19 protein-coding genes and 1 pseudogene are annotated in these 19,493 nt (G+C 66.1%); 13 read left to right on the forward strand and 7 right to left on the reverse strand.

Going from position 1 to position 19,493, the window contains the following annotated elements; all coding sequences use genetic code 11:
- Positions 1–13: 13 nt before the first annotated feature.
- From apaG to IP83_RS02505, 3 genes are all read left to right on the forward strand, one after another.
- Positions 14–412, forward strand: coding sequence for a Co2+/Mg2+ efflux protein ApaG (gene apaG, locus IP83_RS02495; protein WP_054120631.1), 399 nt, complete (start codon positions 14–16; stop codon positions 410–412).
- A gap of 9 nt (positions 413–421) precedes the next feature.
- Positions 422–1,234 (forward strand): LysR family transcriptional regulator, encoded by an 813-nt coding sequence (locus IP83_RS02500; RefSeq protein WP_054120632.1) that lies wholly within the window; start codon positions 422–424, stop codon positions 1,232–1,234.
- 185 nt (positions 1,235–1,419) lie between these two features.
- Complete coding sequence (locus IP83_RS02505; RefSeq protein ID WP_231624873.1) at positions 1,420–3,363, forward strand: bifunctional diguanylate cyclase/phosphodiesterase; 1,944 nt, start codon at positions 1,420–1,422, stop codon at positions 3,361–3,363.
- Here IP83_RS02505 and IP83_RS02510 read toward each other — a convergent pair.
- On the reverse strand, positions 3,343–4,578 hold the full coding sequence (locus IP83_RS02510) for a multidrug effflux MFS transporter (protein ID WP_231624874.1): 1,236 nt from the start codon (positions 4,576–4,578) through the stop codon (positions 3,343–3,345). The genes IP83_RS02505 and IP83_RS02510 overlap by 21 nt on opposite strands.
- Positions 4,579–4,704: 126 nt before the next feature.
- On the opposite strand from IP83_RS02510, the gene dinB reads away from it, so the two are divergent.
- Positions 4,705–5,841 carry a DNA polymerase IV gene (gene dinB, locus IP83_RS02515; protein WP_054120634.1) on the forward strand — a complete coding sequence of 379 codons (1,137 nt, stop codon included), beginning with the start codon at positions 4,705–4,707 and terminating at the stop codon, positions 5,839–5,841.
- Here dinB and IP83_RS02520 read toward each other — a convergent pair.
- From IP83_RS02520 to nhaA, 3 genes are all read right to left on the reverse strand, one after another.
- Complete coding sequence (locus tag IP83_RS02520; RefSeq protein WP_082364434.1) at positions 5,830–6,234, reverse strand: NUDIX domain-containing protein; 405 nt, start codon at positions 6,232–6,234, stop codon at positions 5,830–5,832. The two genes, dinB and IP83_RS02520, sit on opposite strands and share 12 nt — an antisense overlap.
- Before the next feature lie 84 nt (positions 6,235–6,318).
- A complete protein-coding gene (locus tag IP83_RS02525; RefSeq protein WP_054120635.1) occupies positions 6,319–6,774 on the reverse strand; it encodes a Dps family protein in 456 nt (151 codons plus the stop codon).
- 104 nt (positions 6,775–6,878) lie between these two features.
- Entirely contained in the window at positions 6,879–8,051 is a 1,173-nt protein-coding gene (gene nhaA, locus IP83_RS02530; protein ID WP_054120636.1) for a Na+/H+ antiporter NhaA, read from the reverse strand.
- Positions 8,052–8,152: 101 nt separating this feature from the next.
- Between nhaA and IP83_RS02535 the strand changes: the two genes are divergently transcribed.
- The 7 genes from IP83_RS02535 (at position 8,153) to IP83_RS02565 (ending at position 15,640) form a co-directional block, all read left to right on the forward strand.
- The gene (locus IP83_RS02535) at positions 8,153–9,580 is read left to right on the forward strand and encodes a glycosyl transferase family protein (protein WP_054120637.1); all 1,428 of its coding nucleotides are present in this window, start codon (positions 8,153–8,155) and stop codon (positions 9,578–9,580) included.
- Positions 9,581–9,592: 12 nt separating this feature from the next.
- A complete protein-coding gene (locus IP83_RS02540) occupies positions 9,593–10,819 on the forward strand; it encodes a hypothetical protein (protein WP_156309544.1) in 1,227 nt (408 codons plus the stop codon).
- Positions 10,820–10,882: 63 nt separating this feature from the next.
- Positions 10,883–11,797: a sulfite exporter TauE/SafE family protein gene (locus IP83_RS02545; RefSeq protein ID WP_054120639.1), complete on the forward strand. Its 915-nt coding sequence runs from the start codon at positions 10,883–10,885 to the stop codon at positions 11,795–11,797.
- The gene (locus IP83_RS02550) at positions 11,797–12,552 is read left to right on the forward strand and encodes a TIGR02186 family protein (RefSeq protein ID WP_054120652.1); all 756 of its coding nucleotides are present in this window, start codon (positions 11,797–11,799) and stop codon (positions 12,550–12,552) included. Before IP83_RS02545 ends, IP83_RS02550 begins: the two co-directional genes overlap by 1 nt.
- A 117-nt stretch (positions 12,553–12,669) precedes the next feature.
- The gene (locus tag IP83_RS02555; protein WP_054120640.1) at positions 12,670–14,403 is read left to right on the forward strand and encodes an ATP-binding protein; all 1,734 of its coding nucleotides are present in this window, start codon (positions 12,670–12,672) and stop codon (positions 14,401–14,403) included.
- 363 nt (positions 14,404–14,766) lie between these two features.
- Positions 14,767–15,234: a hypothetical protein gene (locus IP83_RS02560; RefSeq protein ID WP_156309546.1), complete on the forward strand. Its 468-nt coding sequence runs from the start codon at positions 14,767–14,769 to the stop codon at positions 15,232–15,234.
- A 166-nt stretch (positions 15,235–15,400) separates the two neighbouring features.
- Positions 15,401–15,640 carry a hypothetical protein gene (locus IP83_RS02565; protein ID WP_054120642.1) on the forward strand — a complete coding sequence of 80 codons (240 nt, stop codon included), beginning with the start codon at positions 15,401–15,403 and terminating at the stop codon, positions 15,638–15,640.
- On the opposite strand, the pseudogene IP83_RS02570 reads toward IP83_RS02565, so the two are convergent.
- The 3 genes and pseudogenes from IP83_RS02570 to IP83_RS02580 form a co-directional block, all read right to left on the reverse strand.
- Positions 15,637–17,100 (reverse strand): annotated as a pseudogene (locus IP83_RS02570) (MATE family efflux transporter). The gene IP83_RS02565 and the pseudogene IP83_RS02570 sit on opposite strands and share 4 nt — an antisense overlap.
- Before the next feature lie 4 nt (positions 17,101–17,104).
- A complete protein-coding gene (locus tag IP83_RS02575; RefSeq protein WP_054120643.1) occupies positions 17,105–17,626 on the reverse strand; it encodes a DUF177 domain-containing protein in 522 nt (173 codons plus the stop codon).
- On the reverse strand, positions 17,623–18,138 hold the full coding sequence (locus tag IP83_RS02580; protein WP_054120653.1) for a ubiquinol-cytochrome C chaperone family protein: 516 nt from the start codon (positions 18,136–18,138) through the stop codon (positions 17,623–17,625). The genes IP83_RS02575 and IP83_RS02580 overlap by 4 nt, the downstream gene beginning before the upstream one ends.
- Positions 18,139–18,338: 200 nt before the next feature.
- On the opposite strand from IP83_RS02580, the gene IP83_RS02585 reads away from it, so the two are divergent.
- Positions 18,339–18,824, forward strand: coding sequence for an outer membrane protein assembly factor BamE (locus IP83_RS02585; protein ID WP_231624875.1), 486 nt, complete (start codon positions 18,339–18,341; stop codon positions 18,822–18,824).
- Between the two features lie 44 nt (positions 18,825–18,868).
- The gene (gene hslV / locus IP83_RS02590; protein WP_054120645.1) at positions 18,869–19,426 is read left to right on the forward strand and encodes an ATP-dependent protease subunit HslV; all 558 of its coding nucleotides are present in this window, start codon (positions 18,869–18,871) and stop codon (positions 19,424–19,426) included.
- Positions 19,427–19,493: the final 67 nt, after the last annotated feature.

Below are 19,493 nucleotides of genomic sequence, written 5' to 3' on the forward strand. Positions count from 1 at the left end.
TAGCTTGTTCCGTATGAAACAGCTCTTCCAGCATGCTGCCGTGACGGAGGGAGTGACAGTGCGGGTCGCTGTCAATTTCCTGCCCGAACAGTCGCGCATCGATGCCGGCAAATGGTTCTGGGTCTATCACATCCGGATCGAAAACGGCTCAGACCAATCGATTCGCCTGCTCACGCGGCACTGGCGCATCACCGACGGGCGGGGGATGATCAACTTCGTCGATGGTGACGGCGTGGTCGGTGAACAGCCGCTGCTCGCGCCGGGCGCCTCGCATGATTATGTGTCGGGCTGCCCGCTTGGCACGCCGCATGGCAGCATGGAAGGCCACTACACGATGGAGCGAGCCGATGGCTCGCTGGTCGACGTGGCGATCCCCTTCTTCCCCCTCGCTGCGCCTGCAACTGCGAACTGAGCTGGCAGAATGAAGCGGACCCATCTGCCGCTCAATGGCTTGCGTGTGCTCGATGCGGCGGCACGGCACCTGTCGTTCACTCGCGCGGCGGATGAACTGGCCGTCACTCCCGCGGCGGTCGGCCAGCAGATTCGAGCCCTCGAAGACCTGCTCGGCGTGGTGCTGTTCCGCCGCACCACCAAGGGCTTGGTGCTGACGGACGAAGCGATCTCCGGGCTCGATGCGATCCGCGAGGGCTTCCTGCGCTTCGAGGAAGGCGTGCAGGCGATGCAGGCCGGGCAATCGAGCCATGTCTATACCGTGGCGTGCCCGCGCGATTTCTTTGCTGCATGGCTCTCTCCGCGCCTCGCCGCGTTCCGCCTCGCCAATCCGGGCCTGCGGTTCGCGCTGGTCGGCAGCGACGGCGATCTCGACTTTACCGAGGCCAATCTCAATCTGGCGGTGCGTTGGGCGGAAGGCCCCGGCGATCTCGAAGGCATCGCGCTGGGCGAGCCGTTGATGCAGATCGTCGCGGCACCGGGTGCTGGTCAAGACGCGCCTTGGATCGCCTGGCCCGGTGACCCTGCTCCGGAGGGCGAGGCGCGCGAGACGCAGTTTTCGGTGGGCGATGGCGGCACGGCGATCAGTGCGGCGGCCGCAGGACTCGGCAAGGCGCGCGTGCCGCTCATGCTGGCGGAAAGCGCGATCGCAGCGGGCAAGGTCGTCCCGCTCGGGCCGCCGGTTCGTTGCCGACGCTCCTACTGGCTCGTCGCCCCGCTCCCACAGTGGCGCCAGAAGAAGGTCAAGGCGCTGGTGGCCGCGCTGACGGGCACTGCGGGGTAAGTTCGTTTTGCGGCAGTTTCTATCCGCTCCGGGTATTAAAGTTCTCCAATTATGCCGATAATTCGTCCCCGACCTTGAGAAGGCGTTAACTCTCCGCGCCGTAAACCGCCGCGATGGTGAGTGGCGAACCTAGATCCGGTGTGCATGGGCGCGCTCGGCGCTGGCTGCGCGGATTTGTCCGCAGCTTGCGGTGCTACGGGCGCCATTGGCAGCAGCGTCCGGGCGATGCCTTCACCGAAGCCTACGCGCTCAGCGTCTCGCATCGCGCCCCGCTGCTTTACCTTGTCGTGGTGTTCAACACGCTGCTGGTGGCAAGCTGCTTCCTTGGCACTGCGCCCCGATTGCTGGTGCTGATGGGCCCGGTCCTGAGCCTCGTCGCAGTGCAGCGCGCGTGGCACTGGATGCCGGACAAAGTCGCCGGACGGCCGGTCGAGCGGCTGCGCAGCGATCTCGACGGGATGCAGCGGCTGGGTGGCTGGGCGGCGCTGCTGTTCGTCGCCTGGTCACTCGGGCTCTATCCCTATGGCGATCCCGGCCAGCGCGAATTGCTGCATTTCGTCATCGCGGTGACGATGTTCTCGGCGGTGCTCGGCATGGCCAATTCTCCGCAGACCGCGCTGCGGCTGGGGACCGCCTTCACCCTGCCATGGAGCCTGTTCTTGCTGGCGAGCGGGCATCCCGATGCGGTGCCGATCGCGCTCGCACAGGTGTTCATCACCGTGATCCTGCTGGCGATGACGCAGATCCAGCACCGCGATTTCGTGCGGCTGGAACTGTCTCGCCAGTTGCTGGTGCGGCGCGAACGCCAGACGGCGGAGCTTGCCAGCGCGCACTACCGGCAGGCGACTGTCGACCACCTCACCGGCGGGCGCAACCGCCGGGCCATTCTCGACAGCCTTGAAGAGCACCTCGCCGCGCCGGACGATGTGGTGCGGCCCTGGCTCGCGCTGTTCGATCTCGACGGTTTCAAGCACGTCAACGATACCTATGGCCATGCGGCGGGCGATCACGTGCTGCGGACGGTCAACCAGCGCATCGGGCTGATCGAGGGCGTGACCGCGCATGGCCGGCTTGGCGGCGATGAGTTTGCGATCCTGTTCGACGGGGCTTTCGATGCCGAAGCGGTGGTCGCGGCGGCTCGCGTGCTCTCGCTCGCCATTCGCCAGCCGATCCCGTTCAACGGCGCGACCTTGCGGCTGTTCGGTTCGATCGGCCTTTACCGCGCTGATGGCGATACCGTTTCCCACTGCCTCGAACGGGCCGACGCGGCGCTCTACAAGGCCAAGGAATTGGGCGACGGCGCCATTGCCAAGTTCGGCCCGCATGATGAAGTCGCGCTGCAGCGGCGGATCGCGGTGATGCGCCAGTTCAATGACTGCCCGCTCGAAGACCGGCTGCGGCTGCTCTACCAGCCAATCTTCGATTGCCGCGATGGCCGCGTGGTTGGCATGGAGGCGCTCGCGCGCTGGTCGCCGGACGGGATCGAATGGCAGGCGCCGGGCGAGTTTCTGGCGATTGCCGATGCCACCGGTCGGACGGGCGAACTGACCCGGCTCGTGCTGGCGCGGACCTTGGCGGAATGCCGACCTTGGGAGACCGGCCTCGAAGTCTCGATCAACCTCGCCGCGCGCGATGTGGTGCGCGAGGGGATGGCCGAGACGATTGCCGCGATCGTGGAGGATGCCGGGGCGAGCCCGGCTTCCGTCATGCTGGAGGTTACCGAGCGCGCGCTGCAGATCGATCCGCGGCGCGCGGCGGCGCAGCTGGCGGCTTTCCGTGACAGGGGTTTCCGCATCGCGCTCGATGATTTCGGCGCGGGCTGGTCGAGCCTGTCGCAGCTGCGCGACCTGCCGCTGGACCGGATCAAGCTCGACCGGGCGTTGGTCGGCGCGCTTTCCAGCGATCCCGGGGCGCGGGCGGTGACGGGCATGATCGTCGCGCTGGCGTGGCAGCTGGGAATTGGCTGCTCGATCGAGGGCGTGGAAAGCGAAGCGCAGGCGGATGCCGCCCGCGCGCTCGGCATTCACCTGATGCAGGGGTATCATTTTGCCCGGCCTGAGCCTGCGGTACAGGCACTTCGGCTCTATGCCGGTCTCCTCGGCCCGGCCTCAGCAGTGGGTATCCGGTAGCGGCACTTCGCGAAGGGTGCCGCGCGGATTGATCCGGCGGAACAGGCGGCCATGCTCGCTCCATAGCACCAGCAGCAGCGCACTGAACCCGCAGGCAAAAAATGCGAGCGCGAGCGGCAGCGCGGTGCCATCATAGGCCAGGCCGATCACCATGCCGAGGCCGGAGCCGATGATCATGCGCAGGAACGCCTGTACCGAACTTGCCGCGCCGGCCATATGCGCAAAGGGTTGCAGCGCGATGGAGCTGAAGTTCGCGCCGATGAAGCCCACCATGCAGATGTTGAGCGCGATGACCGGCATGAACTCGAGCAAAGTCTCGCCCGGACGGGACGCATTCCAAACCTGAAGCGCACTTAAGGTCAGGGACATGAGCACTGCGGCGTGGCTCACCCGGCGCGCGCCAAAGCGTTCGACGATGCGCGAGTTGAAGAAGCTGGCGAAGGCCATGCACAGCGCCGTCGCGCCGAAGATGAGCGGGAACCACGTGCCCGCGCCGAAGTGCTCGCCCACCAGTTGCTGCGCGCAGTTCACATAGCCGAACAGTGCACCAAGAATGAGGCCGCCGCCGATGACATAGCCGAACGAGCTGCGGTTCGACGCGGCGGTGACCATGTTGGTGGCGATCGTCATCGGGCGGATCGGCTGGCGGTTGGCGGGATCGAGCGTTTCCTCGAGGCGGAACCAGACCCAGAAGCCAAGGATCACCGAGAGCACGGCGAGCAGCGCGAAGATCCAGCGCCAACTCGCGACGAGCAGCACAAGCAGGCCAATGCTGGGCGCGACCATCGGGACAAGCATGAAGATGACGGTAATCGTCGACATCTGCCGAGCCATTGCATCGCCGCCGTGGCGGTCTCTGATGATCGCGGAAGGCAGCACCGAGAGGCCCGCGCTGCCGATCGCCTGGGCGGCGCGCAGCACGAGCAGCGTGGTGAAATCGTTAACCAGCGCGCAGCCAAGCGAGAGCACGACATAGATGGCGAGCCCGACGAGCAGCACCGGACGGCGCCCGTAGCGGTCTGCCAGCGAGCCGGGAATGAGCGCACCGATCCCGCCGCCGATCAGGAAAATGCCGACAATCAGCTGGCGCCGGTTGGGGTCGGTCACCGCGAGATCCTGCGCAATTCCGGCGAGCGCGGGAAGCATGGCATCGATCGCCAGCGCCTGCAGCGCCATCGACATCGCCATCAGCACCACGAATTCACGCGGGCCCATGCGGGACGCGCCGGGTCGGCTGGTTGAGGCGGAAGGGACGGACGTCATGACATCAGCCTATAGGCAGGTCGGACACTTGTTCCCAGCGCTTTATGCTGCACTGCGAAAAGGGGTAGGGTGCGCGCGATGTCAGTGCAACCGCCCCATGATCCGGATGACGAGGAGACCGCAAGCGGTCTGCGCAAGGTGATCCATATCGACATGGACGCCTTCTTCGCGAGCGTCGAGCAGCGCGACAATCCCGAATTGCGCGGCAAGCCGGTGGCGGTGGGCGGCTCATCGGCGCGGGGCGTGGTGGCGGCGGCAAGCTATGAAGCGCGCGTGTTCGGGGTGCGCTCCGCCATGCCCTCGGTCCGTGCGGCGCGGCTCTGCCCGGAGTTGATTTTCTGCAAGCCGCGGTTCGATGTCTACAAGGCGGTTTCGCAGCAGATCCGCGCCGTTTTCCTGCACTTTACCCCGCATGTCGAGCCGCTTTCGCTCGACGAGGCCTATCTCGATGTGACCGATGACTTGCGCGGCATCGGTTCGGCGACGCGGATTGCGGAGCTGATCCGTGCGCGCATCAAGGCGGAGACAGGGCTGACCGCGAGCGCGGGTGTCTCCTACAACAAGTTCCTCGCCAAGATCGCCAGCGACCAGAACAAGCCTGACGGGATGTGCGTGATCCGGCCGGGCGAGGGGGCGGCCTTTGTCGCGAAGCTGCCGGTGAAACGCTTCCACGGCGTCGGTCCGCGCGGGGCGGAGAAGATGGCGGCGCTTGGCATCGAGACAGGTGCGGACCTCGCGATGCGCGACCTTGCCTTCCTGCGCCAGCATTTTGGTTCGCAGGCCGATTACCTCTACCGTGCAGCGCGGGGGATCGACCTCAGGCGGGTGCGGGCGGACCGGCCGCGCAAGTCGGTCGGTGGCGAGCGCACGTTCGAGCGCGACATCGGCAGCGGCCCCGCGCTGCGCGAAGTGCTGGAGCGGATCATCACGCTGGTGTGGGAACGGATCGAGCGCAGCGGCGCGCGCGGGCGGACGGTGACGCTCAAGCTCAAGGACACCGGCTTTCGCACGATCACGCGGGCGAAATCGCTCCCCGCGCCGGTGGCGGATGAAGCGCAGTTTGCCGAGGCAGCGCGGGCGCTGCTCGACAGCGTGCTGCCCTTGCCGCAGCCGGTGCGGCTGATGGGGCTGACGCTCTCGGCGTTGGAGGAAGAGGGCAGCGGGCCGGCACCGGCGGGCACCGATGCGGCCGGGCAGGGCAGTCTACCGTTCTGAGGCCAGCCACTGGTCCCGGATCGCAAGCGCGGTGTGGACGACCTTGCCGGTGCTGGCCGGCAGGGCATCGAGCGCGAAGAACGCGGCTTCGGCAATCTCGCGCCCGTCAGCGTGGGGTGTGCCCTTGCTGGTGCCGGAGACGAGTTCGATCCGGTTGATCCAGCCGCCGGGCATGCGGCGCAGATCAGTGCCGACCCATGCAGCGTCAACCAACTGGCAGCCCGCTTCTTCGAGCAGTTCACGTGCGGCGGCGCTGGCCGGGTCTTCGCCGCGGGCGAGACCGCCGCCCGGCAAGAGCCAGCGGTCTCGTTCATGATAGCTGTGGCGGACGAGCAGCAGGCGCCCGGCGTGATCGAAGGCCAGCACGCCGCAACCACGCATTTCGCGCCGCATCAGGCCCCATATGCGCAAGCGGATGGGTTGACCGATGCGCAGCAGCGCGCGGTGGAGCAGAGGCGGCAGCCGTGAAAGCACCGACTAGCCGAGGATCGAGCTCAGGAACCAAACCCGCTGCTCGGCCTGGTCGGTCCAGTCGTCGGCCATGCCTTCGGTGGCGTTGTCGCCCGCTTCGGTCGCGGCGGCCTTGGCGGCGCGGATGCGCTTCACCAGCGCGGCGTTGTCATCGCGCAGCGCGGCGACCATCGCCATGGCATCGACACCGCTGCGGTCGTCGTCGGCAATCGCGGTGCGGCCGGCAATGGCGCCGATCGAGGTTAGCGTACTGCCGCCGTTCTTGCGCACGCGTTCGGCGATCACGTCGGTCAGCGCGAAGAGTTCGGTTGCCTGCGTATCGAACAGCAGGTGCAGATCGTGGAACTGCGGGCCCTTCACGTGCCAGTGGTAGTTCTTGGTCTTGAGATAGAGCGCAAAGTAATCGGCGAGGAGGCCGTTGAGCGTATCGATGAGGGCCTTGGCGGCATTGTCACCGGGCATGGGCTGCGTCCTTCCAAAAGAGGTGTTGGCTTGCGGATGGTTCTACACCCGTTGCGCGCGGAAGTTTCACGCAAGTTTCGGGTTTGGGTGATCGCTGTTGTCGATCAGTCCGCATTGGCGCGCGGGGCCATGCGCAGCACCGCCGCGCCGGCAAGCGCAGAGATCAGCGAGCCGCCCAGCACGCCGAGCTTGGCATCCTCGACCAGCTGCGGTGCGGCAGTGAAGGCGAGCGCGCCGATGAACAGACTCATGGTGAAACCGATGCCGCATAGCAGCGCCATGCCCCACAGGTGGAGCAGGCCCGCACCTGCCGGCCGGGCAGCGATGCCGAGCCGTTCGCAGCCGAGCACCGCCAGCATGACGCCCGCCTGCTTGCCGAGGATCAGGCCCAGCGCGATGCCGAGCGGGAGCGGCGCCAGCGGATCGCCTGCCCCCAGCGCCACGCCCGCGTTGGCTAGACCGAACAAGGGCACCATCAGAAAGCCGCTCACCCCGACGAGCGCGTGTTCGAGCCGCAGCAGGGGGCTGTCCCCATGGCGATCGAGCGCGAGCGGGATGGTGAACGCGGCGAGGACGCCGGCGACGGTGGCGTGGATGCCCGAGTGAAGCACCGCGAACCACAGCGCTGCGGCAAGAACCAGATAGGGCACAAGCGCGCGCACACCGAATCGGTTCAGAGCAACCATGGCCGCGAACAGGACGAGTGCCAGTACCAGCCAGATCAAATGCAGGGATGTCGTGTAGAAAACAGCGATGACAGCAATTGCGCCGATATCATCGACGACCGCAACTGTGAGCAGGAACAGCCGCACCGATGGTGGCACGCGGCTGCCCAGCAAGGCGAGTACGCCGAGTGCGAAAGCGATGTCGGTCGCAGCCGGGATGGCCCATCCGCCGCGCAGTTCCGGATGGCTGCCTGTCACTGCGATGTAGACCAGCGCGGGCGCTGCCATACCCGCCATTGCGGCAATCACCGGGAGGCGGCGGCGGGCGCTGTCAGCCAGCGCGCCCATCACGAATTCTCGCTTTATTTCAAGGCCAACGACGAGGAAAAACACGGCCATCAAGCCATCGTTGATCCATGCGTGAAGGCTCTCGAGCTTCGCCACCGGACTCCACGGCAGGGCGTGCAGGAAGAGCTCGTGCCAGGCATGCGCGAGCGACGAATTGGCGAGTGCGAGCGCCACGCCGGCACAGGCCATGAGCACGAGGCCGGGTGCCGCCTCGCTCGCCGCGATCTTGCTGCGCAGGCCGCCGGAACCACTGTTTCTCGCCATTCTCGAACCAATCCTTCGGCCTGGTAACGTTGCAACTATAGGTGTTCGAGCGTAATTTAAAGAAGGGGGAATAGTGCCTCTTTTGGCGCGAGGGCAAGGTCATGGCGCCGTTTTACACGGCATTCGAGTGGCTCGGTCGTGTCGAGCATGAACTCCTTCTTTTCGCTGCGATCTGGTTCGCGGTGGGTTCCCTTGATGAACTTGGCGTTGACCTCCTCTGGCTCTGGCTGCGCATGACGGGGCGCGTGCGCACCGGCAAGGCGCCCGCGGATAGCGATGCGCCGCTGCGCGGAGTTGCGGTGGTGCTGGTTCCGGCGTGGCAGGAAGCAACCGTGGTCGGCGCTATGCTGCGCCATACGCTGAAGGTCTGGCCTCATGCCCAGTTGCGCGTCTACGCCGGGTGCTATCGCAACGATCCCGCCACGCTTGCCGCCATGGTGGCGGCGGCGGGCGATCCGCGGCTGCGGATCGTGGTGCATGATTGCGCCGGGCCGACGACGAAGGCCGATTGCCTCAACCGGCTCTATGCCGCGCTGATCGAGGATGAGAAGCGAGGCGGTTTCCGGGCGCGGAGCGTGATCCTGCACGATGCCGAGGACATGGTGCACCCGTCCGCGCTCGCGGCGCTCGACCGCGGGCTTGACGATGCCGACTTTGTGCAGTTGCCGGTGCGGCCCGAACCTCAGGCGGGATCGCGCTGGATTGCCGGGCACTACTGCGACGAATTTGCCGAATCGCATGGCAAGGCGATGGTGGTGCGCGACTGGCTGGGGGTTGGCCTGCCGTCCGCCGGGGTCGGCTGCGCGTTCAGCCGCGCATCGGTCGAAGCGATCGCGGCGCGGCGCGGCACGGCAGAGCCCTTCGCTGCCGAATGCCTGACCGAAGACTATGAATGCGGCCTGCTGGTTGGCCAGATCGGCGGCGCTGCGAAGTTCCTGCGCATGCGCGATGCCGAAGGGCAGCTCGTCGCGACGCGGGAATTCTTTCCGGCGGGCCTCGGTTCGTCGGTCCGCCAGAAAACGCGGTGGATGCACGGGATCGCGTTCCAGGGCTGGGACCGGCTGGGCTGGGAAGCGCACCCCCTCGAGCTGTGGATGCGGCTGCGCGATCGCCGTGCGCCGCTGACGGCCATCGTGCTGGCGGCCGCTTACATGCTGCTGATCATCTCGCCGGTGCTGCTGATCGCCGCGCATTTCGGCGTCTATCACCCGCAGCCGATCGATCCGCTGCTCAAGCTGCTGCTGGTGGCCAACTTTGCCGGTCTGGCCTGGCGCTGCCTGCTGCGCGCAGTGTTCACGACGCATGAATACTCGTTGGCCGAGGGGATCATGGCCGTGCTGCGCATGCCGCTGGCCAACGTCATCGCCATCATGGCCGGGCGCCGCGCTTTGGTGGCATACCTTGCGTCGCTCCACAGCGGGCGGGTGAAGTGGGATCACACCGTGCACGTCAAACATCCGGCGCTGGCGGCCTTGCCCGCCTCCTCGCCTGCCTCATCTTTCGCCTCTCCGTTCCGCTCCGGGCGCTGACCAGGGTACGGGATGACACCGCGCCCTGCAACGCCGGAGCGCGGTAAGAAGGTTGCCCGTGGCCAGCCGGTGATCGCCCTCGCGATGGTCATTGGCCTTTGGATCGCGGTGCGCGTTTCGTTCATTGCGCTTGGTGGCGATCCGGTGCCGGGTGGCAGTTCCGTGGCGCAGCTCGCGCGCCCGTTGCCGGGAAATCATTCAGCCAGACGACCGATCGTGCCGCCGGCTCCCGGCCGGCAAAGCGCCCGGATTGCTACGCTGGCCGTGCCCTATATGCGGGGCAGAAATGGCGGCTCCGCTGCCCGCCGACCTGTAGCGACCCGACTTGCGCATGGGTTCGCAGCGACCGGGAGCGGGGGAGCCCTCCTCGTTTCGAGCAGTGGTCCCGATGCGGCGATGATGCCGCCGGAAGAACTGGCTGCGGCCTACACACTGCCACAGCCCGCCGATCCATCGTTCGGCAGTCCATCGACCGGCAGGTCACGCTTGGCCTATCTCGCGCCCGCGTTCCGCGCAGGCGGCGGACCTGCGGCCGAGCCGGAGCCGCACCGTCTGGCGCCCCCACACCGGTCGCACTGGTCGGCAGACGGCTGGCTGCTGCTGCGCGGCGGCAGTGAACTGCCCGCACTTGCAGCGGGGACTGCAGCTTATGGCGGCAGTCAGGCAGGTGCGGTGCTGCGCTACGCGTTCGCGCCAGCCAGTGCGCTGCGACCGCAGGCCTATGTGCGGGTCTCGGGCGCGCTGGGGGGCAGGGTGCGGCAAAGCGAAGCCGCGCTGGGCCTGATGGTGCGGCCAGTGAAGCGTCTGCCGCTCGCGGTGCTCGGCGAAGCGCGGCTGCTGGATCAGCCCGGCCAGCTTCGCACCCGTCCGGTGGTCTTGGCGATCACCGAATTGCCGCCGCTGCGCCTGCCGCTGGGAACCGAGGCCGAGGCCTATGCCCAGGGTGGCTGGGCGGGCGGGCGCGATGCGACGGCTTTCTATGATCTGGCCGCGACCCTGCAACACCGGGTGGTGCATCCGTTGCCGGGCTTGCAGCTCAGTGCGGGCGGCGGCGTATGGAGTGGCGGTCAGCGCGGGGCATCGCGGCTCGATGTAGGTCCGCGGGTGGAGCTGCGAACCATGCTCGGCCCGCCCTCGCGGCGGATCGGGGTGCGTGTCGGGGTCGACTGGCGCTTCCGTGTCGCCGGGCGGGCCGAGCCTGGATCCGGGCCGGCATTGACCGTGGCGGCGGGATTCTGATGGGCAAAAACCGGCGTCCAAGCGTTCCCAAGCGGCGGCGGAGCGGCTAGCCTGCGCTGCAGGATGGATGTCTACCTCCCCATCGCGAATCTTTCGGTCAATGGCCTTGTCATCGTCATGCTGGGAGCACTGACGGGGCTGCTTTCGGGCATGTTCGGCGTGGGCGGCGGGTTTCTGACGACTCCGCTGCTTATCTTCTACGGCGTTCCCCCCACGGTTGCGGCAGCTTCTGCGGCCAGCCAGGTGACCGGTGCCAGCGTTTCGGGCGCCTTCGCGCATGCCCGGCGCGGCGGGATCGACTATCAGATGGGCGGGGTGCTGGTGGCAGGCGGGGTGATCGGCACCGGACTCGGCGCGCTGCTCTTTCGGCTGCTCCAGGCGCTTGGCCAGATCGATACCGTGATCAACATCCTCTACGTGCTGATGCTGGGCGGGATCGGCGGACTGATGGCGCACGAAAGCCTCGGCGCGCTCAGGGCAGAACGCAGCGGCAAGCCACAGCCGCCGCGCAAACGCCGCCACCATCCGCTCGTCGCCAGCTTGCCGCTGCGCTGGCGGTTCTACCGTTCGGGGCTCTACATCTCGCCGCTGGCGCCGCTGCTGCTGGGCATCTTTACCGGCATCCTGACCATGCTGATGGGGATCGGCGGCGGGTTCATCCTTGTCCCCGCGATGCTCTACATCCTCGGCATGGGGGTGACGGTGGTGGTGGGCACCTCGCTGTTCCAGATCCTGTTCGTGACGATGGCGACGACGATGATGCATGCGCTGACCACGCGTGCGGTCGACATCGTGCTGGCAGTGCTGCTGCTGATCGGATCGGTGACGGGTGCGCAGCTGGGCGCGCAGTTCGCACAGAAGGCGAAGCCCGAGCAGTTGCGGCTGATCCTGGCCATTATCGTGCTCGGCGTGGCGATCCGCATGGCGCTCGGGCTCGGCTATCGCCCGGACGAGATCTACACCGTGGTGACGCAATGATGCTGCGGCTAGCAGGCTTGCTGCTTGCGCTGTTCCTGTGTGCCGGCGCGCGTGGGCCGATCCTTGTGCCCGAGATTTCGCAGCACGAGATCCAGGTGCGGCAGGGTTTCACCGGCGCGGACCTGCTGCTGTTCGGCGCCATCCTGACACCCGAAGGCGCACGCGCGGCGGGGGACTACGATATCGTCGTCCTGCTGGAAGGCCCGGCGCGGTCGATCGTGGTGCGCGAGAAGCGCAAGGTGGCGGGCATCTGGGTCAATGCCGACAGCACCGAGTTCCGCTCTGCCCCCAGCTTCTATGCGCTCGCCTCCTCGCGTCCGGTCGCCTCGCTGGTCGATGGCAAGACGGCGGCGATCTACGAAATGGGCCTCAAGTGGCTGCAGCTTTCGCCGGTCGGAGTGATCGATCCGGTGGAGCAGAAGCGCTTTTCGGATGGTCTTGTCGATCTGATGCGGCGGCAGAAGCTCTATCAGGAAGACGAGAAGGCGGTGAAGATCAGTGGGCAAGTGCTCTATCAAGCGCGCATTTCGCTTCCCTCGAACGTGCAGACCGGGACCTATACCGCCGAAACCTTTGCGGTGCGCGAGGGGCGGGTTGTCGCCTCGGCGATCTCGCGCGTCACCGTTCGCAAGGAAGGTTTTGAACGGCTGGTGGCTTACAATGCGCAAGTCAACGGGTTCTTCTATGGCCTGTTTGCGGTGATCGTCTCGATCTCGATGGGCTGGATTGCGGGCCGACTTTTCGCGCTCGTCTAGCCGGTCCGCACGGCTGTGGGGCAGAACTTGGGCTGCTCTGGATGTTTAGCCAGTTTTTAACTGTCAAAGGTTAGGTCTGTCCCCCACGAAGCCGTTCAAGGCGGGGAACAGGTGGTAATGAGCGATATGAGCATCAACGGCCTGGAAAGTGCCGGCAGGGCCAGTCCCGCCGACCTTGCGGCCAATGGTGCGCGTCCGGCAGTCAGCAATGACGCGCGCGGTGCACCGCGCGCCGCAGCGGACAATGCCCGCCGCCCCATCGGCTATGTGCTCGATGTGTCGGGTGCAGGCAGCTCGATCGCGCTCGATCTCACACGCCTCGAAGAATGCATGGCGGACGGCGATCCGTCGATCTCGCTGGCCGGCCAAGTCGGCAGCCAGCTCAAGATCCGCGTCGGTACCGGGTGGCTGCTCGCCAGCGTGCGCACGCAGCGGCAGGACATGACCGCCGGGCATGACGGCGTGATCATCGCAGCTGTCGACTTCCTCGGCGAAGGCGACGAGGAACGCCTGACCGGCAAGATCTACGGTTTCCGCCGCGGTGTGACGCGCTATCCGGTCCCCGGCTCGCCGATCTATCCCGCCACCAGCACCGACCTTCGCCAGATCTACGCCAGCGACGGGCGCACCAACGTGACCATCGGCACCGTGTTTCCGACCCGCGATATCCGCGCCGGGCTCTATGTCGACGCGCTGCTGGGCAAGCACTTCGCGCTGCTGGGTTCGACCGGTACCGGCAAATCGACCAGCGCCGCGCTCATCCTCCACCGCATCTGCGAGCTGGCGCCCGAGGGTCATATCGTGATGATCGACCCGCATGGCGAATACATGCAGGCCTTCCGCAATCACGGCCAGCTGCTCGACGTCACCAATCTCAACATGCCGTACTGGCTGATGAACTTCGAGGAACACTGCGAAGTGTTCCTGACCTCGATGGGTACCGACCGGCAGATCGATTCGGACATCCTCGCCAAGTGCCTGCTGCAGGCGCGGCACCGCAACCGGCTCGCCGAGCAGATCGGCAAGATCACCGTCGATTCGCCGATCCCGTACCTGCTTTCGGACCTGCTCAACATTCTCAACAACGAGATGGGCAAGCTCGACAAGGGCCACACCTCGGTTCCCTATCAGCGGATCAAGACCAAGATCGAGGAACTGCGCGGCGATCCGCGCTATCAGTTCATGTTCTCCGGCATGCTGGTCGGCGACACGATGGCTGAATTCATCGGCCGCGTATTCCGCCTGCCCTCGCACGGCAAGCCCATCTCGATCATCGACGTCTCGGGCGTGCCGTCGGAGATCACCTCCACCGTGGTCGCGGTGCTCTCGCGCCTCGTGTTCGACTACGCGATCTGGTCGCGCGACGAGGAAACCCGCCCCATCCTGCTGGTCTGCGAGGAAGCGCACCGCTACGTGCCGGCGGAGAAGAACTCCAACGGTTCCTCGGTCGGCCGCATCCTTTCCCGCATCGCCAAGGAAGGGCGCAAGTACGGCGTTTCGCTGGGCCTTATCACGCAGCGTCCGTCCGACCTTGCCGAAGGCGTGCTGAGCCAGTGCGGCACGATCATCGCGATGCGCCTCAACAACGAGCGCGACCAGGCCTTCGTGAAGGCGGCGATGCCCGAAGGCGCGCGCGGCTTCCTCGATTCGATCCCGGCGCTGCGCAACCGCGAATGCATCATCTGCGGCGAAGGCGTTTCGATCCCGATCCGTGTGTCGTTCGACGAGCTGCACAATGACCTGCGCCCGGCCTCGGCCGACCCCTCGTTCTCCGAGCTGTGGGGCAAGACGGGCGGCGAGGAAATGGCGGTCGAACGGACCGTGCAGCGCTGGCGCGCGCAATCGCGGTAGGACTTCAAGCCCAGTACAGGTTGACACAGTTGACACTGTCCAGAGCGAAATAGGCCGGCCCGGAGGTTTGGCCTGCACTGCGCTGAATTTACGGCATAATCGCCAGTTCTGCGTCCAACACGCTGCCGGAATAACTGACGCACGTGTCTGTTATGTGCGCGGCGTACGCACCGCGCCTGCCTCCCGGGCTTGGGAGGGGCAGGCCGGATGCGATCCATCATGGAACCACGGTTCAAAGAGCGCAGCGATCATGCGCGCTTTGGCGGTGTGTAGGAAAGGTGTTTCGAGCTGGGACTACGCTGTTAGGGTCAGGATGGCTCTTGTCGCGGCTTGGCCGAGTGCTAGCCTGATGCGATGTCGTCGATGTTGCTCACACTTGCCGCCCTTGGCTCCGTAGCATCGGCACCGGTCGCTGCACTCCGTGTGGATGCTGGCGAAACCACCCTTCAGGTAACCGTGGAGGAGGAGATCTCCGCCGGGTATCGGCTGCGAATACGCTGCGTGGAGATGTGCGTCCAGCCGCTCACCTACGAGGAAGTGGTCGGGGATCGCCCGATGGGCCTGTTTGCCAATGAGGGCGGCTTCGTTTTTTCGACCTGGAGCGCAGGGTCTGCCTATCGTGTCCGTGTCTGGAAGGTTGGGGACAGCGAGATCCGCAAGGTTGGCGAGTTTTCCAGTTGGCACAGACAGCCTGACTTCATGACGGACAATGCCGGGCGGTACATCGTGCGCACGTATGAAGGGGGCTTTGACTCGGGCCTTTCGCTCAGGCCAATTTTGTGGACCTATTCCCATGGCCGGTTCCTGAGACAGGTGCACAAGCGGCGCTGATTTGCGGACCGGGGACGTTCTGGCAATAACCTTGGCTTCCGGATTCGTCGGCACCGTCAGGTCAGTAACATGGCATAACGTCTCTTCGTGGCTCGTGAATGCTGCTAGAGTGCCGGCGGCGCCTCACGATGCGGAATTGCATCGAGTCGCAAGGAGTTACTGGTACATGGCACAGGCCCGCAAACCGTGGTTCGCGCCCAAGCGCTATGGCTATGGATCGGGATTGCCGATTTCGTGGGAAGGCTGGACGGTTTTCATCTCCTATCTGGTCGGCGTGATCGTGCTGCCGCCGCTGCTGGCACCGTTCATCGGCTTCTGCCTGATCATGGTGGCCACCGCGGCCCTGCTTTGGGTCTGCGCAACGCGGACGAAGGGCGGCTGGCGCTGGCGTAATGGAAGCGACTAGAGCGCCGGTGCCATCCGGCCCGAGCAATCGCCGTCCGCCTGTGATTCCTCGGCGCATTCGTCCTGATCGACCGCGCGGGCCTTCTGGCGCCAGCCGGGGCGGCGGTAGGCGATGGTGGCCATGATTGTCGCTGCGGCCGAGCCGACCGGGAAGGAGAGCCAGAGCGCATCGGGGCCCAGTGCCGGATAGGCAGCGAAGTAAAAGCCGATGCGCACCGGGTACATCGCGATCGCGAGCACGATGATCGGAGCGATCACCACGCCGCCGGCGCGCATCGTGCCGAACAGGACGATCGTCATGCCGAACAGCACGTAGCTCCAGCTTGCGAGGAACTGGATGTGGCGGGCAGCGTCAACCGCAGGGCTGGTGGAGCCAAGGAACAGCGACAGCACCGGGCGATCGAAGCCGAGCAGGAGCAGGGTGAGCGTGCCGGTGATCGAGATGTTGAGGATGAGGCCGGCGCGGGTGATCTTGCCAAGGCGGCTGCCGAGCCCGGCGCCGATGGTCTGTGCGGCCATGGCGCTGAGCGCGGCGGAAATCGCCATCGCGGGCATCTGGAGATAGGTCCAGACCTGGAGCGAGGCGCCGTAGGCTGCGCTGATCACCGCGCCTTCGTGGTTGACGAGGCCGATCATGATGATTCCTGCAGCCGAGATCATGAGCATCTGTGCGCCCATCGGCAGGCCCTTGACGAGGATTTAGCGCAGCTCCGCCGGGTGAGGGATGAGGTAGGCGAGTTCCCGTCCCCGCAGGCGCAGCGGCAGATTGCGCGCATAGACGAAGACGATGAGGCCGAGCGCGGCGGCGTAGGACGCGATGGCCGTGGCGAGCGCGGAGCCAGCGATGCCGAGTGGGGGGACGGGGCCAAACCCCGCGATCAGCAGCGGGTTGAGCGCGATATCGAGCACGACCGAGACGATCATGAAACGTAGCGAGGTCTGCGCATCGCCCGCACCGCGCAGACCCATGCCGACGATCACGGTGATGGTGGAGGCAGGCATCGCGACGAAGATCAGCCGCAAGTAGGTGAGCGCGTAGTCGAAGATTTCGGGCGGCGTGCGCATCGCGTGGAGCAGCGCCGGGGTCAGCACCCAGCCCAGCGGGGCGAGAACGAGGCTCAGGCCAAGGCAAAGGCCGATCGCAGTGCCGAACGTGCGGCGCGCGGCATCGACCTGCCCGGCACCGAAGGCCTGTCCGACCTTGACCGTGGCGGCCATGCCGAAGCCGAACACCGCAGCAAAAACGAGGAACATAACGACATTGGCGTTGGCCGTGGCGGCGAGCGCGGAATCGCCGAGCAGGCGGCCGACCCAGACCGAATTGACCGAACCGTTGAGCGCCTGAAGGATGTTCGAGGCAAGTGTGGGCGCAGAGAAGACGAGCAGAGTCGAGAGAATCGGACCCTTGGTGAGGTCGCGGTGACCTTGGCCGGGGCCGCGTTGGGGTCCGTCTTCGCGCATCGAGTCAGTCCTGTTTCTTGAGCGCGGCGAGGGCGGCGAAGGGGCCGCTGGGGGTTTCACCGGTTAGTCCGTGTTCGGCACGGAAGGCATCGGCGTTCGGGCCCTCGGCGAAGGGATCGATAGCGAGCGCGAGGGTCTGCGCCAGCGCTTCGCCGAGATCGAAGGCGGTGCCTTCGTATTCGATCTCATCGCAATCATCGGCGGTGAGCTCGATTTCCTCGTCCGGCGTGATCTCGCCCATCGGCGGCACGAAGCGCAGGTGGACGGGTTCGTCGATATGAACGGGGAAGTCCTCAGCCGAGACGCGGCAGGCCTGGATGACATCGGCAACGAGGCGGCCGGTGGCGGTCACCCGCTCGCCCTCGCGTACGAGCTGTACCGTGGCCTCCATCGCGGGAATGGCGGTGATCCCGAAGCGGCCGGCGAGGCGGCGGCGGGCGGCTTCATCCGGCACGAGCTTGAGCGGCACATCGGTGATCTGGCGCAAATCGACCGGGTAGCTGTATTCGGGCGCGGGCCCGCTCATCGCCCGATTTCTCCCGCCAGCACGCGGAAGCCGGGCACGAGCGCGAGGCCGGCGGCAAAGGCGCGGGCGCGCTGGGCAACCAGCAGCGGATCGGTGCCCGAGGTGAGCGTGACATTGCGGCGGACGGCGTCGGCCATGGCGACTTCACCGCCAGCCAGGCCTTCGCGGTAGGCGCCAAGACGGCCGCCGAGCGTGCCCATGAGCTTGCCGATATGCTTGCCGACGACGACATCGCCGACGCCCTGTTCGCGCAACTGGCCGTCCATATCCTCGACGAACAGTTCGGTCAGGCGAGCACTGGGAGCGATCAGCGCCTCTTCGTGCTCCATGCGCAGCATGACGATGCTCAGGACGAGCGTGATCATGTCGAACCGTCCGGCAAGCGTATCGGCGACGCCGCAATCGCGGTACCATTCCTTCTCGCGCGCGATGGCGACGGTGCGGTGCCAGAGTTCGCGCACGGTATCGCGATCATCCTGACGGGCTCCGAACAACCGGGCGAGGAATGACATGGGATGGCGTCCTTCTTGGCTGGCGGCGCGGTTCAGGGCCGGGAACTGGCTGAGCGCCATTGCAGTAACGCGCCGTGCACCGTAAGGCACGTGGCGATAAGCGGCGATATAGGGTGCGCGGGCCGATTGGCAAACGTCCCGATGGGCACGGTGCCAGCATGGCGATGACTGCGGAGTGACAGATGCGTGAGTATGGTCGGATGAAGAGGCTGCGGGCGGTGACGGCGCTGGGCGTGCTGGCGCTGATGTCCGGCGGCTGCGCCAGCATCAAGGACCACCGCGGCTATCTGATCGACCCCGCGCTGACGGGTTCGGTGCAGCCGGGCATCGATAACCGCACCTCGGTCGAGCGTGCGCTGGGCCAGCCGACCTTCAAGAGCGAGTTCGGCAAGCAGATCTGGTATTACGTCTCGATCGACACCCGCCAGCGTCCGTTCAAGCGTCCGCAGGCGAAGGCCGAAAACGTGCTGATGGTGAGCTTCGACGAGAAGGGCAATGTCGCCAGCGTCGAGCGGCGCGGGATGGAGAAGGTCGTCTCGCTCAACCCCGACGGGCACAAGACGCCGACGCTGGGCCGCAACCGCAGCTTCTTCGAGGATCTGTTCGGCAATATCGGTTCGGTCGGTGCGACGCCGGGCGCGACGGGCCGGACCGGGCCGACGGGTTCGGGTCCGAACGGCAGCTGATCGCCTCGGCTTGAACCGCGGTTTGTGCCACCCATATCGGTGGCATGAACGACCAACATTCAGCCCACGGGCTCGTGCAGTGGCACGGCACCACGATCATCGGCGTCAAGAAGAACGGCCGCACCGTCATTGCCGGTGACGGGCAGGTTTCCATGGGCAACACCGTGATGAAGCCCAATGCGCGCAAGGTGCGGCGCATCGGGGAAGGCAAGGTTATTGCCGGCTTTGCGGGCGCGACGGCGGATGCCTTCACGCTGTTCGAGCGGCTGGAGCGCAAGCTGGAGCAGCATCGCGGGCAACTGATGCGCGCGGCGGTCGAACTCGCCAAGGACTGGCGGACCGACAAGTACTTGCGCAACCTCGAAGCACTGATGATCGTCGCGGATGCGGAGACGATGCTGATCCTGACCGGCAATGGCGACGTGCTGGAACCCGAAGGCGGGATCGCGGCGATCGGTTCGGGCGGCAACTTTGCGCTGGCGGCGGCGCGGGCGCTCGATCCTTACGAGGACGATGCGGAGAAGATCGCGCGGCGGGCCATGCAGGTGGCGGCCGAGGTGTGCGTCTTCACCAATGATCGCGTGACGCTGGAAGAGATTTGAACCTTCTCCGTTCGTGTCGAGCGAAGCCGAGACACCATGCGCTGCGTCAGGTGTCTCGACTTCGCTC

Source organism: Novosphingobium sp. AAP93, from assembly GCF_001296055.1.
In the GTDB taxonomy this organism is placed as follows: domain Bacteria; phylum Pseudomonadota; class Alphaproteobacteria; order Sphingomonadales; family Sphingomonadaceae; genus Novosphingobium.